Origin of the sequence: Pseudonocardia aurantiaca (assembly GCF_039526725.1) — a bacterium.
Classification (GTDB): Bacteria; Actinomycetota; Actinomycetes; order Mycobacteriales; family Pseudonocardiaceae; genus Pseudonocardia; species Pseudonocardia aurantiaca.
In genome coordinates, this window is record NZ_BAAAJG010000001.1 from 336,025 (window position 1) to 354,666 (window position 18,642).

Sequence of the window (18,642 nt, forward strand, 5' to 3'; positions counted from 1 at the left end):
ATCTCGCGGGGAGAGTGGCTCAGAACACTTACTGACTTGTCAGTAACCAAGCGCGGTCACAGTATCGTGCGCTCATGACCGGAGCAAGAACGGGAATTCCGGAGCCGTCCGCCGGGGGTGGGGGACGGGTTCACCGGCCCCGAGCAGGCACGGCGCAGCGGCGTGACGAGATCCTGCGGGCCGCGCTGCGGACGTTCGGCTCGAAGGGCTACCACAACGGTTCGCTCGCCGAGGTCGCCGACCAGGTCGGGATCACCCACGCCGGCGTGCTGCACCACTTCGGCTCGAAGGACCAGTTGCTCATCGCGGCGCTGGAGTTCCGCGACCGCGTCGACGTCGAGCACCTCGAGGGCCAGCACATCCCTGGCGGGATCGACCTCTTCCGCCACCTGCGACTGACCGCACGGCTCAACGCCGAGCGCCGCGGGATCGTGCAGGCCTACTCGGTGCTGACCGGCGAGGCCGTCACCGAGGGCCACCCGGCGAGCGACTGGGTGCGCAACCGGTTCACGGTGCTGCGGGGGGAGATCACCGAGGCGCTGCGCGCGGTGGTGCTGGACGACGCCGGGGACGAGTCGGCCGACGTCGACGAGGCGGTGCTGGAACGCGCGGCCAGCGCGATCATCGCCGTGATGGACGGGCTACAGAACCAGTGGCTGCTCGACCCGGACGCTGTCGACCTGGCCGACAGCACGGCATTCGCAATCGAGGCGATCCTGGAATCGACGAGAGCGACGGCGCGACGGCGTTGACGGTCGGGATCCGCGGCTCCTGGGCCGTCACCGGCGGCGGTTCAGCAGCAGGCGGGCGCTCAGCAGACCCGTCACCAATCCCGCGCCGAGCAGGCCCAGCGCGGTGCGGCCGGTCGGGCCGGAACGGACCGTCACCTCGGAGCGGATCACCGCCGGTCCGGGCACCTCGGCGGGCTCCTCCTGCTCGTTCTCCCGCGCCGTCGCCGCCCACGCCGTCACGAACAGCACGAAGCGCGAGGCGAAGTACGCGAACACCATGAGGCCGAGCAACGGGCCGAACACCGCTCCGCTGGGCGACTCGAGCACGACGCTCAGGTAGATCTGCATGACCTGCTTGAGCACCTCGAAGCCGACCGCGCCGAGCAGTGCCGCCCTGGCCGCGCTGCGGAAGGTCGCGTGTTCGCGTGGGAGCAGGACGATCACCCACAGGAAGATCAGCCAGTTGGCCGCGATGCCCAGCAGGAACCCGAGAACCCCGAGCATGAACCGGGCCCACCCCTCGTCGGCGAGACCCAAGAACTCGAGAACTCCGGCGGCGAACCCGGACGCGATCCCGGTGATCGCGAACGACGCCACGAGCGCGACGCCCAGCCCGAGCAGCGACAGCATGTCGAACAGCAGCCGCTTGGGCAGCGGCGGGGTCTTCGGCACCTGCGCCCACTGCTCGGACAGCGCCTCACGCAGGTTCGTCATCCACCCGACGCCGGAGTAGAGCGCGCCGAGCAGACCGAAGCTGAAGATCGACGCGCGGGACGCGACGGCCTGGTCGATGATCGGATTGATGATCGTGTCGAGGCCGGCGGGCATGTTCTTGGAGATGCCGTCCCGCAGCTCCTGCATCAACGCCGGGTTGAACGCCAGAACGTACCCGGCGACACCGAAGCCGACCATCAGCAGCGGCACCAGCGATAACACGCTGAAGAACGTGACGGCTGCCGCGTAGTGGTCGCCGTGCCGCTCGGTGTAGCGCGCGGCGGCCCGCAGCACGTGGTCAAGCCACTCGTGGCGCTCCCGCAACTGCGCGAGCTTCGACGGCTTCTCGGCCTTTTTCAGGCCATCATCGGGAGCTGGCGCAGCCACGCTGGTCACCTCAGAAGGTTGGGCGGCAGGACGCTGAGCGTCTACCCGTTCCCGATCCCCCTCAAGAGTGAACCCTCATCGGGCGGGCGGCAGGAACCCGACCTTCGTGTGCACGTCGGCCAGCGTCGCGCCCGCCACCTCACGCGCCCTGGCGGCGCCGCGGGCGAGCACGGCGTCCAGCTCGGCGGGGTCGTCGAGGTATGTGCGCACCCGCTCGCGCAGCGGCGTGACGAACTCGGCGACGACCTCGGCGAGGTCCTTCTTGAGGTCGCCGTAGCCGCGCCCGGCGTACTCGGCCTCGAGCTCCGAGACCTTGCGGTCCGTGAGCGCCGAGTAGATCGTCAGCAGGTTGGAGATGCCGGGCTTGGCCTCGGGGTCGAAGCGGATCTCGCGTTCGGCATCGGTGACGGCCGAGCGGATCTTCTTGGCACTGACCTTCGGGTCGTCGAGCAGGTCAACGATGCCCGACGGGCTCGACGCCGACTTACTCATCTTCGCCGAGGGGTCCTGCAGGTCCTGGATCTTCGCGATGCCCGGCGGGATGAACGGCTCCGGCACGGTGAGCGCCTTGCCGAAGCGGGAGTTGAAGCGCCGCGCGAGGTCGCGGGTCAGCTCGACGTGCTGGCGCTGGTCCTCGCCGACAGGCACCCGATCGGCCTGGTAGAGCAGGATGTCGGCGGCCTGCAGGACCGGGTAGGTGAACAGGCCGACGGTGGCGCGGTCGGCCCCCTGCTTCGACGACTTGTCCTTGAACTGCGTCATCCGGCTGGCCTCGCCGAACCCCGTGAGGCACTCCAGCACCCACGACAGCTGCGGGTGCTCCGGCACCTGGGACTGCACGAAGATCGTGCAGCGGTCGGGGTCCAGGCCCAGCGCCATCAGCTGCGCCACCGCGTTGCGGGTGCGGCCGGCGAGCGTCTTCGGGTCGTGCTCGACGGTGATGGCGTGCAGGTCGGGGACGAAGTAGAACGCGTCGTGGTCCTCCTGCAAGGCGACCCACTGCCGGACCGCACCGAGGTAGTTGCCCAGGTGGAACGACTCCGCGGTCGGCTGGATGCCGGACAGCACCCGCGGACGGCGGTCGGTGGCGGCGGTCATGCCTCGATTGTTCCAGGCCGCCGCGACCGGATTGCGCCTCGGGCGAGTGTCACACGCCCGGGTCCTCGGGCTGCTCTGGCTCCTCGCTCCGCGGCTCCGGGGTCACCCGCTGCACCTGGACCGTGCGGTTGTCGAGGTCGATCGGACCGAGCTGCCACTGCTCGCCGTCGCCCGCCTCGCTCGACTCGTCACGGATCTTCGGACCGGGGAAGAGCTCACCCAGAACGCCCATGCCCCCACCGTACGCGCGCAACTCACCCGCGCGCAGACCCCGACTCGCGCGCACCCAGACCCCGACTCGCGGGTATCACGGCAGAACCTCCGCGAGTCGGGGCGTGAGTGCGCGCGAGTCGGGGCGTGAGTGCGCGCGAGTTGCGGTCAGCGGACGCGGACCACCGTCATGCCGGCGGGGGTTGGGCCGTCCATCGCCGCCAAAGCCGCGCCGGCCTCGTCCAGGCCGACCACCTGTCCCACGAGCGACGCCGGGTCCAGACCTGTCCGCTCGACGAGGTCGAGCATCGACGGGTACTCGTGCGCCGCGATGCCGTGGGAGCCGTGCAGCGACAGCTCCCACGCGAGCACGCGGTCCATCGGCAGCGGCGGTGTCGCGGCCTCCCCGAGCAGTAACCCGACCTGGACGTGCCTCCCGCGCCGCCGCAACGAGAGCACCGACGCGACTGCCGTTGCGGGTGAGCCGAGGGCGTCGACGGACACGTGCGCTCCGCCGCCGGTCACCTCCTGGACGCGGGCGGCGACGGCCGCGGGATCCTGGTCCTGCGCCGTGTCCAGCACCTCCGTGGCGCCGCGCTCCTTCGCGAGCGCCAGCGCGTCGGGCGAGACGTCTACCGCCACCACCTGCGCCCGGAGCGCGGACGCGAGCAGCACCGCCGACAGCCCGACCCCGCCGCAGCCGTGCACGGCGAGCCACTCGCCCGGCGCGAGCCGGCCGTGCGCCGTCAGCGCCCGGTACGCGGTGGCGAACCGGCAGCCGAGCCCGGCGGCCGCCACGAAGTCCATCCCGTCCGGGAGCCGCACCAGGTTGAAGTCGGCGCCGCGCACGACGACCTGCTCGGCGAACGAGCCGTGGTGGGTGAACCCGGGCTGGGTCTGGTCCGGGCAGACCTGCGGGTCGCCCGCCCGGCAGCACGCGCAGACGCCGCACCCGCAGACGAACGGCGCCGTCACCCGGTCGCCTGCCTGCCACGTCCGCACGTCCGCGCCCACCCGCGCGACGACCCCGGCGAACTCGTGCCCCGGCACGTGCGGGAGCGCGACCGGGTCGTGGCCGCGCCACGCGTGCCAGTCCGACCGGCAGACGCCCGTGGCGTGCACGTCCAGCACCACGCCGTCCGGTGGGCAGTCCGGCTCGGGCACCTTCCGAATCGTCAGCGGGCCGCCGTAGGCGTCGAAGACGACCGCTCGCACGTCAGGCCGAGGTCAGCGGCAGCAGCCGAGGTGCCGGACGTTGCGCGGGCGTCAGCCGCGCCACGGGTTCGCGATAGGTCGTGCTGCGCTGGCGCACCGGACGGCCCGCCGCCGCGGCGATCGAGGCCAGCTCACCAACCGTGCGCGCGGAGCCGTTCTCCGACCCGGCCATCCGGCTGATCGTCTCCTCCATGAGCGTGCCGCCCATGTCGTCGGCTCCGCCCTGCAGCACCTTCGCGGCCAGCTCGTCGCCGAGCTTCACCCACGAGACCTGCACATGGTCGATCCGGCCGTGCAGCGCGAGCCGGGCGAACGCATGCACCGCGCGGTTGTCGCGCGTGGTGGGGCCGGGGCGCGCGATGCCTGCCAGGTAGATCGGGGCGTTGTGGTGCACGAACGGCAGCGGGACGAACTCGGTGAACGACGCGGCGCCCGCATCGAGGGACCTGTCCTGCTGCGCGGCCAGCGTGCGCAGGTGGCCCAGCCAGTGCCGCGGCTCGTCGACGTGCCCGTACATCATCGTGGACGAGGACGGGATGCCGAGCCGGTGCGCCGTGCCGACGACGTCAAGCCACTGCGCGGCCGGGAGCTTGCCCTTGGTCAGCACCCACCGGACCTCGTCGTCGAGGATCTCGGCGGCGGTGCCGGGGATGGAGCCCAGCCCCGCCTCGCGCAGCTCGGTGAGCCATTCCTCGACCGACACGCCCGCCTTCGCCGCGGCGCTCACGATCTCCATCGGGCTGAACGCGTGCACGTGCATGTCCGGGACGGCGGCCTTCACCGCGCGCACGAGGTCGGCGTAGAAGGTGACGGGCAGCTGCGGGTCGATCCCGCCCTGCATGCAGACCTCGGTGGCGCCGTCCTCCGCCGCCTCCACCGCGCGGGCGGCCACCTCGTCGAGCGAGAGCCGGAAGGCGTCGGCGTCGCGCTCACGCTGGGCGAACGCGCAGAACCGGCAGCCGACGTAGCAGACGTTCGAGAAGTTGATGTTGCGGTTGACGACGTAGCTGACCTCCTCGCCCACCACGTCCGCGCGCACGGCGTCGGCGAGGCGGGTGAGCTCCTCGAGCGCGGCGCCGTCGGAGGTGAGGACGGCCATCGCCGCGGCCTCGTGCGCCGGATCCAGAAGCGCCGCAGGGTCGGATGCGGCGAGCGCGAGACCGGCGCGGACGTCCGAGTCGAGCCGCTCGGGGGCGCGCTGCTGGTGGGCGGCCAGCTCGGAGCGCAGCTCGTCCCAGTCGCCGTAGACGGAAGCGAAGTCACCGCGGCGGTCGGACGTGCGGCCGTCGGTGTCGATCGTGGTGTTGAGGTCGATGCGTCCGGTCGACGCGGAACCACCGTCCGGCTCCTGCCACGGCCGGCCGGCCACCACTGCACTCTCGTCGGCCAGGCCCGTCTCCGGGTCGGCCAGCGCGGCGACGTGGGCGTGCAGGCGCGCGTCGATCCACGGTGAGCCCGCCAGCACGTACTTCGGGTACGCGGTGAGCCGCTCGCGCATGGTGAACCCGGCCGCCGCCGTGTGCGTGGCCAGCTCGTCGATCGCAGGCCAGGGACGCTCCGGGCTGACATGGTCGGCCGTGACGGGCGAGACCCCACCCCAGTCGTCGATGCCGGCCCGCAGCATCAGCCCGTACTGCTTCCCGACGAGGTTGGGCGGCGCCTGGATGCGCATCTTCGGGCCGAGGACGAGCCTGGCCGTGGCGATCGTGGCCGCGAGGTCGTGCAGGTCGGCGTCCGGGACGTTCGCCATCGCGGTGTCGGGCTTCGCGCGGAAGTTCTGGACGATCACCTCCTGCACGTGCCCGTGCGCCCTGGCCGCGGCGCGGATGGCGAAGATCGACTCGGCCCGCTCGGTGCGGTTCTCGCCGATCCCGATCAGGATCCCGGTGGTGTACGGGACGCCGACGCGACCGGCGTCGGTGATGGCCCGGATACGAACCGCGGGCTCCTTGTCCGGGCTGCCGTAGTGCGGCCCGCCCGGTTCGCTCCACAGCCGGGTGGCCGTGGTCTCGAGCATCATCCCCATGCTCACGGCGGCCGGCTTGAGGCGCGTGAGCTCGTCCCACGAGAGCACTCCCGGGTTGAGGTGCGGCAGCAGCCCGGTCTCCTCCAGCACCGCGATCGCGGACGCCCGGACGTAGTCGAGCGTGGAGGAGTAGCCGCGGGCCTCCAGCCACTCCCGGGCGGCCGGCCAGCGCTCCTCAGGGCGGTCGCCGAGGGTGAACAGCGCTTCCTTGCACCCGAGCGCCGCGCCCTGCCGGGCGATCTCCAGCACCTCGTCGCGTTCCAGGAACGCGGCGGGCAGCCGGTGCGGCACCGTCGCGAACGTGCAGTAGTGACAGCGGTCACGACACAGGCGGGTCAGGGGGATGAACACGTTGCGCGAGTACGTGACGACACCCGGACGGCCCTCGGCCACGAGCCCGGCGTCCCGCACCCGCGACGCCGCGTCGAGCAGCTTGTCGAGCGCCTCCCCGCGGGCCGCGAGCAGCACGGACGCCTCCGTGACGTCCAGCACCGCCCCGTCGCGGGCCCGCCGCAGGGCGCGTCGGAGTGCCGCGTCGGTCGGCGCAGGCTCAGAGTGCGAATCGGCCATGGACGAACACTAGGTCGGCCGGACATGCGAGGTCGACAGATCGCTGCCCCGGGACACATCACAGCACCCAGGGGACCTGAGGGGGAATATCGGGGCATGGTCCTGCGGATGTCGACGGTCCTACTGTGCCTCGCGGCGTTGACCGGGTGCACCGCATCCCCCGCACCCACGAACCGCACCATCACGATGCCGACCGCCGACGGCGAGCGCACCTCGCTCGTCCACCGTCCGGGCACCGCTGGAGCCGGCGCCCCGCTCGTGATCGTGCTGCACGGATCGGGCGGGTCGGGCGCGGAGGCGGAGGCCGACCTGGGCTGGAACGCGGTCGCCGACCGGGAGGGTTTCGTCGTCGCCTACCCCGACGGGCTCAACGGCACGTGGAACGGCGGAGCCTGCTGCGGCACGGCGCGCAGGAACGGCGTTGACGACGTGGGGTTCCTGCGGGCACTCACGAGCCGGCTCACCGCGGAGGACGGGATCGACCAGGATCGGGTCTACGCCGTGGGTTTCTCGAACGGCGGAATCCTCGCCTACGCGTGGGCGTGCACACGCCCCGGCGACCTGGCCGGGATCGGCCCGGTCGCGGGCGCGGTGCTCGTGGGCTGCCCGGCCCCGGCGCCGCTGAAGGTCGTGGCCGTGCACGGCGCCGCCGACGACCGCGTCCCGTTCGCCGGCGGCCCGGGCGCGGGCGGCGCGCAGTACCCGAGCGTCGACGGATCGTTGGCCCCGTTCCTGGCGGCGGACGGGTGCGCCTCCCCGCCGGAGAAGGCGGGCGGGACCAGCACGTGGACCTGCCGGGAGGACAGGGTGGTGCGCGAGGTGATCGACGGCGGCGGCCACGCCTGGCCCGACGGGACGGCGGACTTCCTGTGGTCGCGCCTGCGGTGAGGTCCCGCAGTCCGAGTGGTCCCGTCCGGTGGCGACATACCGGCTCATTTACTTGCTGCCGGTGTCAGGGAAATATTCCAGAAGTCGGCGTAGCGGCCACCGCGGCGCAGCAGCTCGTCGTGGCTGCCTTCCTCCACGATCCGGCCGCCGTCTAGAAAGACAACCCGATCGGCGCGTCGGACGGTCCGCATCCGATGCGCGACCATCACCACCGTCCGGCCCGCCATCAGGCGCTCGATGCCCTCGTGGGCGGCGGCCTCGTTCACCGGGTCCAGTGCGGAGGTCACCTCGTCCAACAGCACGATGGGCGCGTTCTTCAGCAGCGCTCGCGCGATCGAGACACGTTGGCGCTCACCACCCGACAGTCGTGCGCCGCCCTCGCCGACATTCGTCGCCCATCCGCCGGGCAGTCGCTCGATCACCTCGTCCAAGCGCGCCGCGGTCGCCGATCTGCGCCATCAACACCTCCGAGCCGGCGCCGACACACTTCTATGCCACGTCAGCCGGTTCGCCGCCCGTGACGGTGACCAGTTCCGTGAACGTACTTGGGAATACTGCGTGGGCGATCCCGCCGGCCGCCCACACCTCGTCGTACGCCGCCAGCGCGCGGTCGACCAGCGTGCGCAGCGGCGCCAGGTGCCCGACCGGAGCCACGCCACCGATGACCTGCCCGGTCGACTCCCGCACGAACTCCGGCGACGCGCGCCGCACCCGCTGGGCGCCGAGCAACGCGGCGACCTTAGCGGTGTCCACTCGGTGCGCACCGGAGGTCAGTACGAGCAGCGGCTCTGCCCTGTCCTCGGCGAGGACCAGCTCGAAGACCAGCGAGTTCGCGATCTGGCCGACCTCGACGCCCAGCGCTGCGGCCGCGGCGGCGGCTGTGGTGACGGCGTCGGGAAGCACCTGCAGCCGGGCGACCCGCGCCGGGTCGGCGCCGCCGGCGGTGAGGGCCGCCACGACGAGATCCACGTTGCGGTGCGTCGCTGCGCGCTCCTGGCTCATGCGGGGATGAGACCACAGCCCCGAGTGCGTGTCCGGCGGATATTGCGCCCTAACGATCCTTGGTCGCTAGCCCGGCGCCTTCGTGATACGCGTGCCCGTGAGCTGGCTGCCGTCGGCCGTGTGCAGCACGCAGATGACGTCCCGCGTGGTGAAGGCCGACGACGAGTCCGCGCGCGCCTCGAACGCCGCCTGCGACGGGACGAGCGCGGCTACCGCCAACCGGTCCTTGTCCGGCCCGCCGATCAGCGCCGAGCCGAACGTCAGTGAGCAGGCGCCGGACGCGAAGTCGGCGAACTGCGCCTGCCCCGGGTACGGCAGGTCACGGCTGATGCCGAACGGGTTGAAGGTCTCGAAGACCTCCAGGTCGTGCGGGCCGTCACAGCTCACGGTGGCGCCGGACGGGAACGACCGGCCGGGCGCGAGCTGACCTGGCAGGCAGGCTTGGGTGAAGGTGTCGAAAAGCGGGATGTCGCCGCCCGCGCCGTAGGTGAAGGTGGTGACGGCGGGGCCCGCGCGCCCGAGCAGGTAACCGCCCACCGCCCCGAGGACGAGCCCCAGCACGAGAGCCGCGGCCACCACCCACCACCAGCGCCGCCCGCGAGGGGCGGCGGTGACGGGCGGGGCGGTGGCCGGCTCGCCGTCCTCGGGTCCGGTGGCCGCACTCCCGGCACCCCCCGACGAGAGCAGGGCAATCGCCTGCTGACCGCCCAATCGGGCCTGCTGGTCGCGCTGGAGCAGCCCGGAGATCACAGCGCCGAGCGGGCCGCGGGTGCGCAGCGCCGGCACGTCGGCGTGCAGCACCGCGGCGATCGTGGCGGCCTTGGTCTCGCGCCCGAACGGGCTGCGGCCCTCCACGGCGTGGAACAGGGTGGCGCCCAGCGCCCACATGTCCGACGCCGGTGTGGCCGGCGCGCCTTCCAGCCGCTCCGGCGACATGTAGGCGGGCGAGCCGACGACGGCGCCGCTCATCGTCAGGCGGGGGTCGTCGGCGGCCTGGGCGATGCCGAAGTCCGCCAGCCGAACCCGCCCGGCCGGCCCGAGCATGACGTTGCTCGGCTTGACGTCACGGTGCACCACACCGCTCTCGTGGGCCGTGCGCAGCGCCGAGAGCAGCTGCAACGCCACGGTGGTCGTCGAGCGATCGTCGAGCGGGCCGCGGGCGGCCACCACCTCGGCGAGCGTCGGCGCCTCGACCAGCTCCATGACGATGTGGTCCACACCGTCGTCGGTCACGACGTCGTACACGGTGACCACGCCTGGGTCGTTGAGCCGTCCGGCCGTCCGCGCCTCCCGCAGCAGCCGCTCCCGGAACAGCGCGCGCTCCTCGCGGCTGAGCGCCTGAGGCAGGTGCAGCTCCTTCACTGCGACCAGGCGCCCCATCACGCGGTCCTCGGCGCGCCACACCACACCCATGCCACCGCGGCCCAGCTCGGCAAGCACCACATAGCGCCCGCCGATCACGCGGGTCGGGGTAACTCGATTCATACCGGTCCGTAGGTCACCGTGATCGGAGCATGGTACGGCCAGCGCGCCTGCCCTTTATGCGTCGCGACCCGGTTGCCGCTGACGTTGACGGAGCTGACCGTGAGGCCGACCGAAAGCACGCTCGCAGAGCCCCTCAGGCGCAGTTGGTGCCCGGTAGCGGGCTCAGGAACTGGTCGGACGCCCACTGGTTGCCCGTCAGCTCGCGGAAACCGTCGGTGACCACTCTCGTGCCGTCGACCCGGTCGCCCCTGCGCAGCGTCCGGACGGTCGCGGCCTGCGGGCTCGGGCCGTTGCGCACGTTCAGCTCGTTTGCCACAACCTCGAGCTGGCAGCCTGTGGAGCCAGTTGCGCTCGTGGCCGTCGGGAGCGCCCCACCGCGGTCGAAGATCGCGATCAGCGCCAGCACAGTGCCCGCGATCAGGACGAACGTCCAGCCCTTGAACGACGACGACTTGAGCTTGGGGATCTTGTACCTGGCCACGGCCGAACCTCTCCGAAGGTGGTGCGTCCACGGTATCGGACATGGGGTGTCCATGGTCACGAACGGCTGTGACCAGCGCGCCACCGCGACCCGGTGTGGCGGTGTTGCCGAAGGGATAGCGTGTCGAGGCGGGAGCGGTGCGCTCCACATCCGACATCCGGTCACGAGCAACGAGGCAGGCCCGAAGCAACGATGAAGGTCATCTACACCTACACCGACGAGGCACCTGCGCTCGCCACGCACTCGCTCCTGCCGATCATCGAGGCGTTCGCGGGCAAGGCGGGTGTCGCGGTCGAGACGCGCGACATCTCGCTCGCCGGCCGGATCCTGGCCGCGTTCGACCTCGTGCCCGACGCCCTCGGCGAACTCGGTGAGCTGGCGAAGACGCCCGAAGCCAACATCATCAAGCTGCCCAACATCTCGGCGTCGATCCCGCAGCTCAAGGCCGCGATCAAGGAGCTCCAGGGTGCGGGCTACGACGTGCCCGACTACCCGGAGGACCCGCGGACCGACGCGGAAAAGGCCGCGCGCGCCGCGTACGACTCCGTGAAGGGCAGCGCGGTGAACCCCGTGCTCCGCGAGGGCAACTCCGACCGCCGCGCCCCGGCGTCGGTGAAGAACTTCGCGAAGAAGCACCCGCACTCGATGGGCGAGTGGTCGTCCGACTCGGCGTCGCGCGTCACGACGATGGACGACGGCGACTTCCGGCACTCGGAGGTCTCGGTCACCCTCGCCGCTCCCACCGACGTGCGGATCGAGCACGTGGCCGCGGACGGCACCGTCACGGTCCTCAAGCCGGAGTTCCCCGTGCAGGCCGGGGAGATCGTCGACGCCGCCGTGATGCGCAAGGCGGCCCTGACGGCGTTCCTCGCCGAGCAGGTCGCCGCGGCCAGGGACGCGGGCGTCCTGTTCTCGGTGCACCTCAAGGCCACGATGATGAAGGTGTCGGACCCGATCCTGTTCGGGCACGCCGTGCAGACGTACTTCGCCGACGTCTTCGCCCAGTACGGCGACGACCTCGCGTCCGTGGGCGCCGACCCCGAGGACGGCCTCGCCTCCGTGCTCACGGCGCTGGAGAAGTTGCCCGCGGAGAAGCGCGAGGCGATCGAGAAGGCCATCACCGCCACCTACGACGGCGGCCCCGGCCTGGCGATGGTCGACTCCGACCGCGGCATCACGAACCTGCACGTGCCGAGCGACGTGATCATCGACGCGTCAATGCCCGCGGCGATCCGCTCGTCGGGGAAGATGTGGAACGCGGCGGGTGAGCTGCAGGACACCGACTTCGTCATCCCGGACTCCTCCTACGCCGCGCTCTACGCCGAGACGATCGCGTTCTGCCGCGAGCACGGCGCGTTCGACCCGTCCACGATGGGCACCACGCCGAACGTGGGCCTGATGGCGCAGAAGGCCGAGGAGTACGGCAGCCACGACAAGACGTTCGAGATCGGCGCGCCCGGCACCGTCCGCGTGGTGGACGGCTCCGGCACCACGATCCTGCAGCACGAGGTCGCCGAGGGCGACGTATGGCGGGCCTGCCAGACCAAGGACGCCCCGATCCGCAACTGGGTGCAGCTCGCCGTCTCCCGCGCCCGCGCCACCGGCGCCCCGGCCGTCTTCTGGCTCGACGAGACCCGCGGCCACGACGCCGAGGTGATCGCGAAGGTGCGCGCGTACCTGGCCGAGGAGGACACCGACGGCCTGACGATCGAGATCCTGCCCGTCGCCGAGGCCACCCGGTACACGCTGGAGCGGGCCAAGCGCGGCGAGGAGACGATCTCCGTCACCGGCAACGTGCTCCGCGACTACCTGACCGACCTCTTCCCGATCCTCGAGCTGGGCACCAGCGCGAAGATGCTCTCGATCGTCCCGCTGATGAACGGCGGCGGCCTGTTCGAGACCGGGGCGGGCGGCTCGGCGCCCAAGCACGTGCAGCAGCTGGTCAAGGAGAACCACCTGCGCTGGGACTCCCTCGGTGAGTTCCTCGCGCTCGCCGTCTCGCTGGAGTTCCTGGCCGAGAAGGACGGCAACCCGCGGGCGGCCGTGCTGGGCAAGGCGCTCGACGACGCCACGGGGCGGCTGCTGGAGGAGGGCAGGTCGCCCTCGCGCCGCGCGGGCCAGCTGGACAACCGCGGCAGCCACTTCTACCTGGCTCTCTACTGGGCGCAAGCGCTGACCGAGCAGGGCGAGGACGCCGAGCTCGCGAAGGTCTTCGCGCCGCTGGCGGACCGGCTCGGCGCTGACGAGGAGAAGATCGTGGGCGAGCTGAACGGCGTGCAGGGGCAGCCGGTAGAGCTGGGCGGCTACTACTTCGTCGACAAGGCCAAGGCCGACGAGGTGATGCGGCCGAGCCCGACGTTCAACGCCGCGCTCGCGGCCTTCTGAGCCACACGCACATACGGCGGCGCCGGTCGGGGACTTCTTCTCCCCGACCGGCGCCGCCGTATGTGGGCTGCTCAGAGTCTGCTGCGGTAGCGAGCGGCCACCGCGGTGATCCACAGCATCGCGGCGATGGTGCCGACCGCCAGCGTGAGCGAACCGGCCGTGCCGCCGCTCATCGCCCAGCCGACGCCGACCAGCATCACGGTGCCCGCGATCCGCGAGGCGACGGCGAGGCGACGGTGGCCCGTCCGGCCGAAGTGGCGGCCGAGCACGTAGCAGGCGGCGATGAGGCCTGCGAAGGCGATCGTGCCCGCGATCATGTGCCCGACCGAGTGCCAGCTCATCGACGCCGGCATGCCGGCCGGCGTGCCCACGGGGAACCCGTCGGCCGGGTCCATGACGAGCAGAGCGGCGGCGATCATCCCGAGCCCGTTGACCGCGACCAGGCGGGGTGCCCACCGCCCGCCCGGGGTGCCGGTCATGGCCCGGCGCAGCCCGACCGCTCCGACGACCGTCAGCACGCCGGCGACCAGGAAGTTCGTGATCTGCACCCAGCCGAGGTCGCCGGTGCTCAGCGCACTCAGCGGGTGCCGGGTCAGGTCAAACCCCTCGCGCGTGGCGGCCTGGACGAGCGACACCGCCGCCCAGAGCGGCCCTGCGACGGTCAGGCAGGTGAGCAGCGTGCGTGTGCTCGGCGTGATGGAGGTTTCGCCCGGGTGCTGGATGGCGGTCATGGGAGGTGCCCTTCTCGGGTTGTCGTCGGTACTCGCCAACACGTCGATCGCGCGATGTGACAGGGAACGGCCGCATTCCCTGTCACTAGGCTCAGGCGACGCGTGGGCACGGCGACAGCCGCGAAGGACCAGACAGGCGACAGCGAAGGAGAGACCCGTGCGCTACCTCATGATCTCCACCGGCGGAGACGCCCCCGACGAGAAGCTCTTCACCGAGATGGGCAAGTTCATCGAGGAACTGACCGCGGCCGGCGTCCTGCTGGCGACCGGCGGCCTCGAACCCAGCGGGATCCGGATGACGTCCTCCGGCGACGAGATCACCGTGACCGACGGGCCGTTCGCCGAGGCCAAAGAGGCCGCTGCGGGGTTCGCGCTCGTCGAGGTCCGCTCCAAGGAGGAGGCGCTCGAGCTGGCCCGCCGGTTCCGCAAGATCGTCGGTGACGGCGAGAGCGTGATCCAGCAGGTGTTCGGTCCCTGACCGGCCCTCGACGCCCATGGACGCCCGGCGGACCGTCGACGCGGTCTGGAAGTTCGAGTCGGCCCGGATCATCGCCGGGCTGACTCGGATGGTGCACGACGTCGGCCTCGCCGAGGAGCTGGCCCAGGACGCCCTGGTCGCGGCGCTGGAGCAGTGGCCGTCCGGCGGCGTCCCGGACAACCCCGGCGCCTGGCTGATGGCCGTCGCGAAGCGGCGGGCGATCGACCACATCCGGCGGTCGCAGCGCCTCGACCACACCGGCGAGGACCCTGCCGACGCCCGGGCCGATGAGCGGGGGAACGAGCCGGAGCGCGAGCAGGACGACGTCCTCCGGCTGATGTTCCTGTCCTGCCACCCCGTGCTCCCGACGGAGGCGCGGGTCGCGCTCACGCTGCGCCTGCTCGGCGGCCTGACGGCCGCGGAGATCGCCCGCGCGTTCCTCGTCACGAAGCAGACGATCGCCCGGCGCATCGCCGAGGCGAAGCGGACGCTCGCGCAGCGGCAGGTCCCGTTCGAGCTGCCCACGGGCGCCGAGCTCGCCGAGCGGCTCGCGTCGGTGCTCGAGGTCGTGTACCTGGTCTTCAACGAGGGGTACTCGGCGACCGCCGGGGACGACCTGATCCGCCCCGAGCTGTGCCAGGAGGCGCTGCGGCTGGGCAGGCAGCTGGCCGAGCTGGCACCGCACGAGGCCGAGGTGCACGGGCTCGTCGCGCTGATGGAGATCCAGGCGTCCCGCTCGGCGGCTCGGACCGGTCCGTCGGGTGCGCCGGTGCAGCTGCACGAGCAGAACCGGGGCCTGTGGGACCCACTCCACATCCGCAGGGGGTTCGCCGCGATGCTGCGGGCCCGGGACGCCGGTGGCCCTCCGGGGCCGTACGTGCTGCAGGCGGCGATCGCCGTGTGCCACGCCCAGGCCCGCACCGCGGAGGACACCGACTGGCAGCAGATCGCCACCCTGTACGGCGCGCTCGTCCAGTTGCTCCCGACGCCGGTCGTGCAGCTCAACCGTGCTGTCGCGGTCGGGAGGGCGCAGGGCCCAGAGGCCGGGCTCGCCCTCGTCGACGCGCTGGTCGCGGACCCCACCCTGCGCGACTACCACCTACTCCCGGGCGTCCGGGGGGATCTGCTGACCCGGCTGGGACGCAACGCCGAGGCGCGGCTGGAGTTCCAGCGGGCCGCGTCCCTTACCAGGAACGCCGCGGAGAACGCCTTCCTGCACCGCCGCGCCGACGAGATCGCCCCGGGCGGCGGGCCGGGGCTGACGCTCGGGGAGGCCGTACGCGACTTCCTCGGCCGCGCCGACCTCGACCCGGGGACGATCCGGTCCTACGGGCAGACGCTGCGGCGGCTGCGGCTCGCCCTCGGCGACGGGCTGCCGCTGGCGTCCCTCACGGCAGACCACGTCGAGAGGGTGCTCACCACGGCCTGGGCCGGCGCGGCGCCCCGCACCTGGAACCGGCACCGGTCGGCGGTCCGGTCGTTCGGTGCGTGGGCGGCACTGCCGGATCTCGCGGCAGGCGTCGACCGGCGGGCCGACGACCGTCCACCGGCCCCGTCGATCGAGCCCGCGCAGATCGAGGCGCTCTGGAGCAGCGCCGACGTACCGCTGCGTGAGCGCACCCTGTGGATATTGCTGCACGAGTCCGGCGCTCCGGTGCACTCCGTCCTGTCCCTGAACGTCGAGGACCTCGACCTCGACGACCGCCGCGCCCGTGCGAGCGGCTCGTGGGTGAACTGGCGGTCGGGCACCGCCCGGCTGCTTCCCGGGCTCGTGGCCGGGCGTCATCGAGGCCCGGTGTTCCTGGCCGACCGTCGGCCGGGCTCGGCCCGGATGCCGGCCGCGGCCGACCTGTGCCCGGAAACCGGCCGCCGCCGGCTGTCCTACGAGCGGGCCGAGTACCTGTTCAAGCAGGCCACACGGAAACTCGATCCCTCGGGAGACGGCTACACCCTGCGGCAGCTCAAGCCTTCGGCTGACCAATAGGTCGGATTGGTCATGTATGGCGAGATAGGCTCGACGGGCAGGTTCCGAAACAGCGTGGGGTGGTCACGGTGGTCGGCTTGGTGCTCCTCGTCCTGCTGGTCGTTGCGCTGGTGGCCGGACTGATGGCTGGTGGACGAGAGTCGGCGGACCACATCGACACCTGGACGGCTCGGGCCGCTCTCGTGCTGGTGCTCCTCGGCGACGTCGGGGTGGCCTTCATCGCGACGCCCTTCGGGGCGGACGATCTTCCGGTCCTCATGGGGTTCGCCGCCGCACCGCTGGTGCTCACCGCCGTACCGCTCGCGATGCGCGCCCCGCCACTCGCGTCGCGGATTCTCACGGCGGTGTGTGCGCTGCTGCTCACGCTGTATGTCGCGATCACCGGGCTGTCGATCGGGCTGCTCTTCGCGCCGGCCGCCCTCGCACTCGTGCAGCTCGCCGCCCTCCGGGCGCGGCGGCCCGTCATCGGCGCGGCAGCAGCGCGATGAGCACTGCACCCGTCACGAGGTGCATGGTCACGAGCGTCAGGACACTCGCCGCGCCCATGCCGCCGACCAGCGGGTTCACCAGCGACAGCGCGAGCACGGCCACTGCGACCACCGTCCACGTGCGGCGCGGGCGGGCCGTCCGGCGTTCGAGCAGGGCGAGCAGCGCCCAGCCGGACAGGCCGGCGAACAGCGGGCCTGCGGCCACGGCGACCGGCCCGACGGGCGCCACCACCCCGCCGATGGGAGCGGCGGCGAGGTCGATCCCCGCGATCGGCACGGCTAGCACCCAGACCGCCAGCGCGGCCAGCACGGCGGTGAGGACGGCGGCGGCACGCCGCGGCCAGGACGCACGAGCGCACGCTCATCGCCCGCGAGATGCACGACGTGCTCGCACACCGCCTGTCGCTGGTCGCAGCGTCGGCGGGAGCGCTGGAGTACCGGCCCGACGCGTCGCCCGAGCAGGTCGCGAAGGCTGCGGGCGTCGTACGAGCCGGCGTGCACCAGGCGCTCGACGAGCTTCGCGAGGTGATCGGCGTACTGCGCGCGGACGGCAGCGACCCGGCCGTGGACGAGCCGCAGCCCGTGCTCGCCGACCTGCCGGCGCTGCTCGGCGAGACCGCGGCCGCCGGCAGCGAGGTGCACCTCGACGACAGAGTCGCCGCGTCGACGGCCACGCCGGACACCACCGGCCGCGCCGCCTACCGGATCGTCCAGGAAGGGCTCACCAACGCCCGCAAACACGCACCCGGTGAACCCGTCCACGTACTGCTCGATGGGGGTCCGGGCGACGGGCTCCTGATCGACATCCGCAACCCACTCCCCGACCGGCCGCCAGCGGCCCCACCCGGCAGCGGCACCGGGCTCATCGGGCTCGCCGAGCGGGCACAGCTCGCGGGCGGACGGCTCGGCCACGAGATCACCGCGGACGGGGAGTACCGGCTGCACGCGGCGCTACCGTGGCCCCGGTGAACGATCTCGTCCGGGTGCTCGTCGTCGACGACGACCCGCTGGTGCGCGGCGCCCTTGTGATGATGCTGGACGGCGCCGACGGCATCTCCGTCATCGGCGAGGCGGGCGACGGCGACGAGGTGCCCGCCGTCGTCGACGCGCACGCCGCGCACGTCGTGCTGATGGACCTGCGCATGCCGCGGGTGAACGGGATCGCCGCCACCCGCAGGCTGCGGGCCCGCCCGCACCCGCCCGAGGTGGTTGTGCTGACCACCTTCGACACCGACGAGAACGTGCTGCGGGCCCTGCGCGCGGGTGCGAGCGGGTTCCTCCTGAAGGACACCCCGCCACCGCGGATCGTCGAGGCGGTCCGCCGGGTGGCCGCAGGCGACCCGATCCTCTCCCCCGGCGTCACCCGTCGGCTGATGGACCGCGTCAGCGCCGACGCGGGCAACCACGACCGCGCCCGCGCGGCGCTCGCAGCACTGAGTCCACGCGAGCACGAGGTGGCGCTGGAGGTGGCGCGCGGCCGTTCCAACGCCGAGATCGCCGCAGGCCTGGGAATGACCGTAGCGACGGTGAAGGCCCACGTCTCGCACGTGCTCACGAAACTCGCGCTGGGCAACCGCACCCAGATCGCCCTGCTGGTCCACGACGCCGAACTGGCCTGACCCCAACTCGTACGCACCCACACCCCGACTCGCGCGCACCCACACCCCGACTCGCGGGATCTCCCGCTTTCGCGCCGCGAGTCGGGCGCTGAGTGCGCGCGAGTCGGGCGCTGGGTGCGCGCGAGTCGGGCGCTGAGTGCGCGGGGATTT

The 18,642-nt window shown here is 72.3% G+C and carries 19 protein-coding genes; 8 read left to right on the forward strand and 11 right to left on the reverse strand.

Translation table 11 applies throughout. From position 1 onward, the window contains the following. The first annotated feature begins 74 nt into the window (after positions 1–74). Entirely contained in the window at positions 75–752 is a 678-nt protein-coding gene (locus tag ABD143_RS01540) for a TetR/AcrR family transcriptional regulator (RefSeq protein WP_343970033.1), read from the forward strand. Positions 753–779: 27 nt separating this feature from the next. On the opposite strand, the gene yhjD is transcribed toward ABD143_RS01540, so the two are convergent. From yhjD to ABD143_RS01565, 5 genes are all read right to left on the reverse strand, one after another. Then, positions 780–1,832, reverse strand: coding sequence for an inner membrane protein YhjD (gene yhjD / locus ABD143_RS01545; RefSeq protein WP_343970036.1), 1,053 nt, complete (start codon positions 1,830–1,832; stop codon positions 780–782). Between the two features lie 75 nt (positions 1,833–1,907). Then, entirely contained in the window at positions 1,908–2,930 is a 1,023-nt protein-coding gene (gene trpS, locus ABD143_RS01550; RefSeq protein WP_343970038.1) for a tryptophan--tRNA ligase, read from the reverse strand. A 49-nt stretch (positions 2,931–2,979) separates the two neighbouring features. Further along, on the reverse strand, positions 2,980–3,162 hold the full coding sequence (locus ABD143_RS01555) for a hypothetical protein (protein WP_343970040.1): 183 nt from the start codon (positions 3,160–3,162) through the stop codon (positions 2,980–2,982). 146 nt (positions 3,163–3,308) lie between these two features. Beyond that, the gene (locus ABD143_RS01560) at positions 3,309–4,355 is read right to left on the reverse strand and encodes a zinc-dependent alcohol dehydrogenase family protein (RefSeq protein WP_343970043.1); all 1,047 of its coding nucleotides are present in this window, start codon (positions 4,353–4,355) and stop codon (positions 3,309–3,311) included. Between the two features lies 1 nt (position 4,356). After that, the gene (locus ABD143_RS01565) at positions 4,357–6,951 is read right to left on the reverse strand and encodes a bifunctional FO biosynthesis protein CofGH (protein WP_343970046.1); all 2,595 of its coding nucleotides are present in this window, start codon (positions 6,949–6,951) and stop codon (positions 4,357–4,359) included. Positions 6,952–7,059: 108 nt separating this feature from the next. On the opposite strand from ABD143_RS01565, the gene ABD143_RS01570 reads away from it, so the two are divergent. After that, positions 7,060–7,839, forward strand: a complete 780-nt coding sequence (locus ABD143_RS01570; protein WP_343970049.1) for a CE1 family esterase — start codon at positions 7,060–7,062, stop codon at positions 7,837–7,839. A gap of 44 nt (positions 7,840–7,883) precedes the next feature. Here ABD143_RS01570 and ABD143_RS01575 read toward each other — a convergent pair whose 3' ends face one another. The 4 genes from ABD143_RS01575 to ABD143_RS01590 all read right to left on the reverse strand — a co-directional run bounded on the left by ABD143_RS01575 (position 7,884) and on the right by ABD143_RS01590 (position 10,807). Then, entirely contained in the window at positions 7,884–8,270 is a 387-nt protein-coding gene (locus tag ABD143_RS01575; RefSeq protein ID WP_379659638.1) for an ATP-binding cassette domain-containing protein, read from the reverse strand. Positions 8,271–8,328: 58 nt separating this feature from the next. Further along, positions 8,329–8,841 carry a YbaK/EbsC family protein gene (locus ABD143_RS01580; RefSeq protein WP_343970052.1) on the reverse strand — a complete coding sequence of 171 codons (513 nt, stop codon included), beginning with the start codon at positions 8,839–8,841 and terminating at the stop codon, positions 8,329–8,331. Between the two features lie 66 nt (positions 8,842–8,907). Continuing rightward, positions 8,908–10,326, reverse strand: a complete 1,419-nt coding sequence (locus ABD143_RS01585) for a serine/threonine-protein kinase (RefSeq protein ID WP_343970055.1) — start codon at positions 10,324–10,326, stop codon at positions 8,908–8,910. Between the two features lie 133 nt (positions 10,327–10,459). Further along, positions 10,460–10,807: an SH3 domain-containing protein gene (locus ABD143_RS01590; protein WP_343970057.1), complete on the reverse strand. Its 348-nt coding sequence runs from the start codon at positions 10,805–10,807 to the stop codon at positions 10,460–10,462. Between the two features lie 192 nt (positions 10,808–10,999). On the opposite strand from ABD143_RS01590, the gene ABD143_RS01595 reads away from it, so the two are divergent. Then, positions 11,000–13,192, forward strand: a complete 2,193-nt coding sequence (locus ABD143_RS01595) for an NADP-dependent isocitrate dehydrogenase (RefSeq protein ID WP_343970060.1) — start codon at positions 11,000–11,002, stop codon at positions 13,190–13,192. Between the two features lie 71 nt (positions 13,193–13,263). Here ABD143_RS01595 and ABD143_RS01600 read toward each other — a convergent pair whose 3' ends face one another. After that, positions 13,264–13,923 carry a DUF998 domain-containing protein gene (locus ABD143_RS01600; RefSeq protein WP_343970063.1) on the reverse strand — a complete coding sequence of 220 codons (660 nt, stop codon included), beginning with the start codon at positions 13,921–13,923 and terminating at the stop codon, positions 13,264–13,266. A gap of 157 nt (positions 13,924–14,080) precedes the next feature. Here ABD143_RS01600 and ABD143_RS01605 point away from each other — a divergent pair, with 157 nt between their 5' ends. The 3 genes from ABD143_RS01605 to ABD143_RS01615 all read left to right on the forward strand — a co-directional run bounded on the left by ABD143_RS01605 (position 14,081) and on the right by ABD143_RS01615 (position 16,873). Then, entirely contained in the window at positions 14,081–14,401 is a 321-nt protein-coding gene (locus tag ABD143_RS01605; protein ID WP_343970066.1) for a YciI family protein, read from the forward strand. A 16-nt stretch (positions 14,402–14,417) separates the two neighbouring features. Continuing rightward, a complete protein-coding gene (locus tag ABD143_RS01610; RefSeq protein WP_343970069.1) occupies positions 14,418–16,385 on the forward strand; it encodes a sigma-70 family RNA polymerase sigma factor in 1,968 nt (655 codons plus the stop codon). Between the two features lie 68 nt (positions 16,386–16,453). Next, complete coding sequence (locus tag ABD143_RS01615; RefSeq protein WP_343970072.1) at positions 16,454–16,873, forward strand: hypothetical protein; 420 nt, start codon at positions 16,454–16,456, stop codon at positions 16,871–16,873. Here ABD143_RS01615 and ABD143_RS01620 read toward each other — a convergent pair. Next, a complete protein-coding gene (locus tag ABD143_RS01620) occupies positions 16,848–17,183 on the reverse strand; it encodes a DUF6069 family protein (RefSeq protein ID WP_343970075.1) in 336 nt (111 codons plus the stop codon). The genes ABD143_RS01615 and ABD143_RS01620 overlap by 26 nt on opposite strands. 53 nt (positions 17,184–17,236) lie before the next feature. On the opposite strand from ABD143_RS01620, the gene ABD143_RS01625 reads away from it, so the two are divergent. Both ABD143_RS01625 and ABD143_RS01630 read left to right on the forward strand, forming a co-directional pair. Further along, a complete protein-coding gene (locus ABD143_RS01625; RefSeq protein ID WP_343970255.1) occupies positions 17,237–17,842 on the forward strand; it encodes a sensor histidine kinase in 606 nt (201 codons plus the stop codon). Next, positions 17,839–18,492, forward strand: coding sequence for a response regulator transcription factor (locus tag ABD143_RS01630; RefSeq protein WP_343970078.1), 654 nt, complete (start codon positions 17,839–17,841; stop codon positions 18,490–18,492). The genes ABD143_RS01625 and ABD143_RS01630 overlap by 4 nt, the downstream gene beginning before the upstream one ends. Positions 18,493–18,642 lie beyond the last annotated feature (150 nt).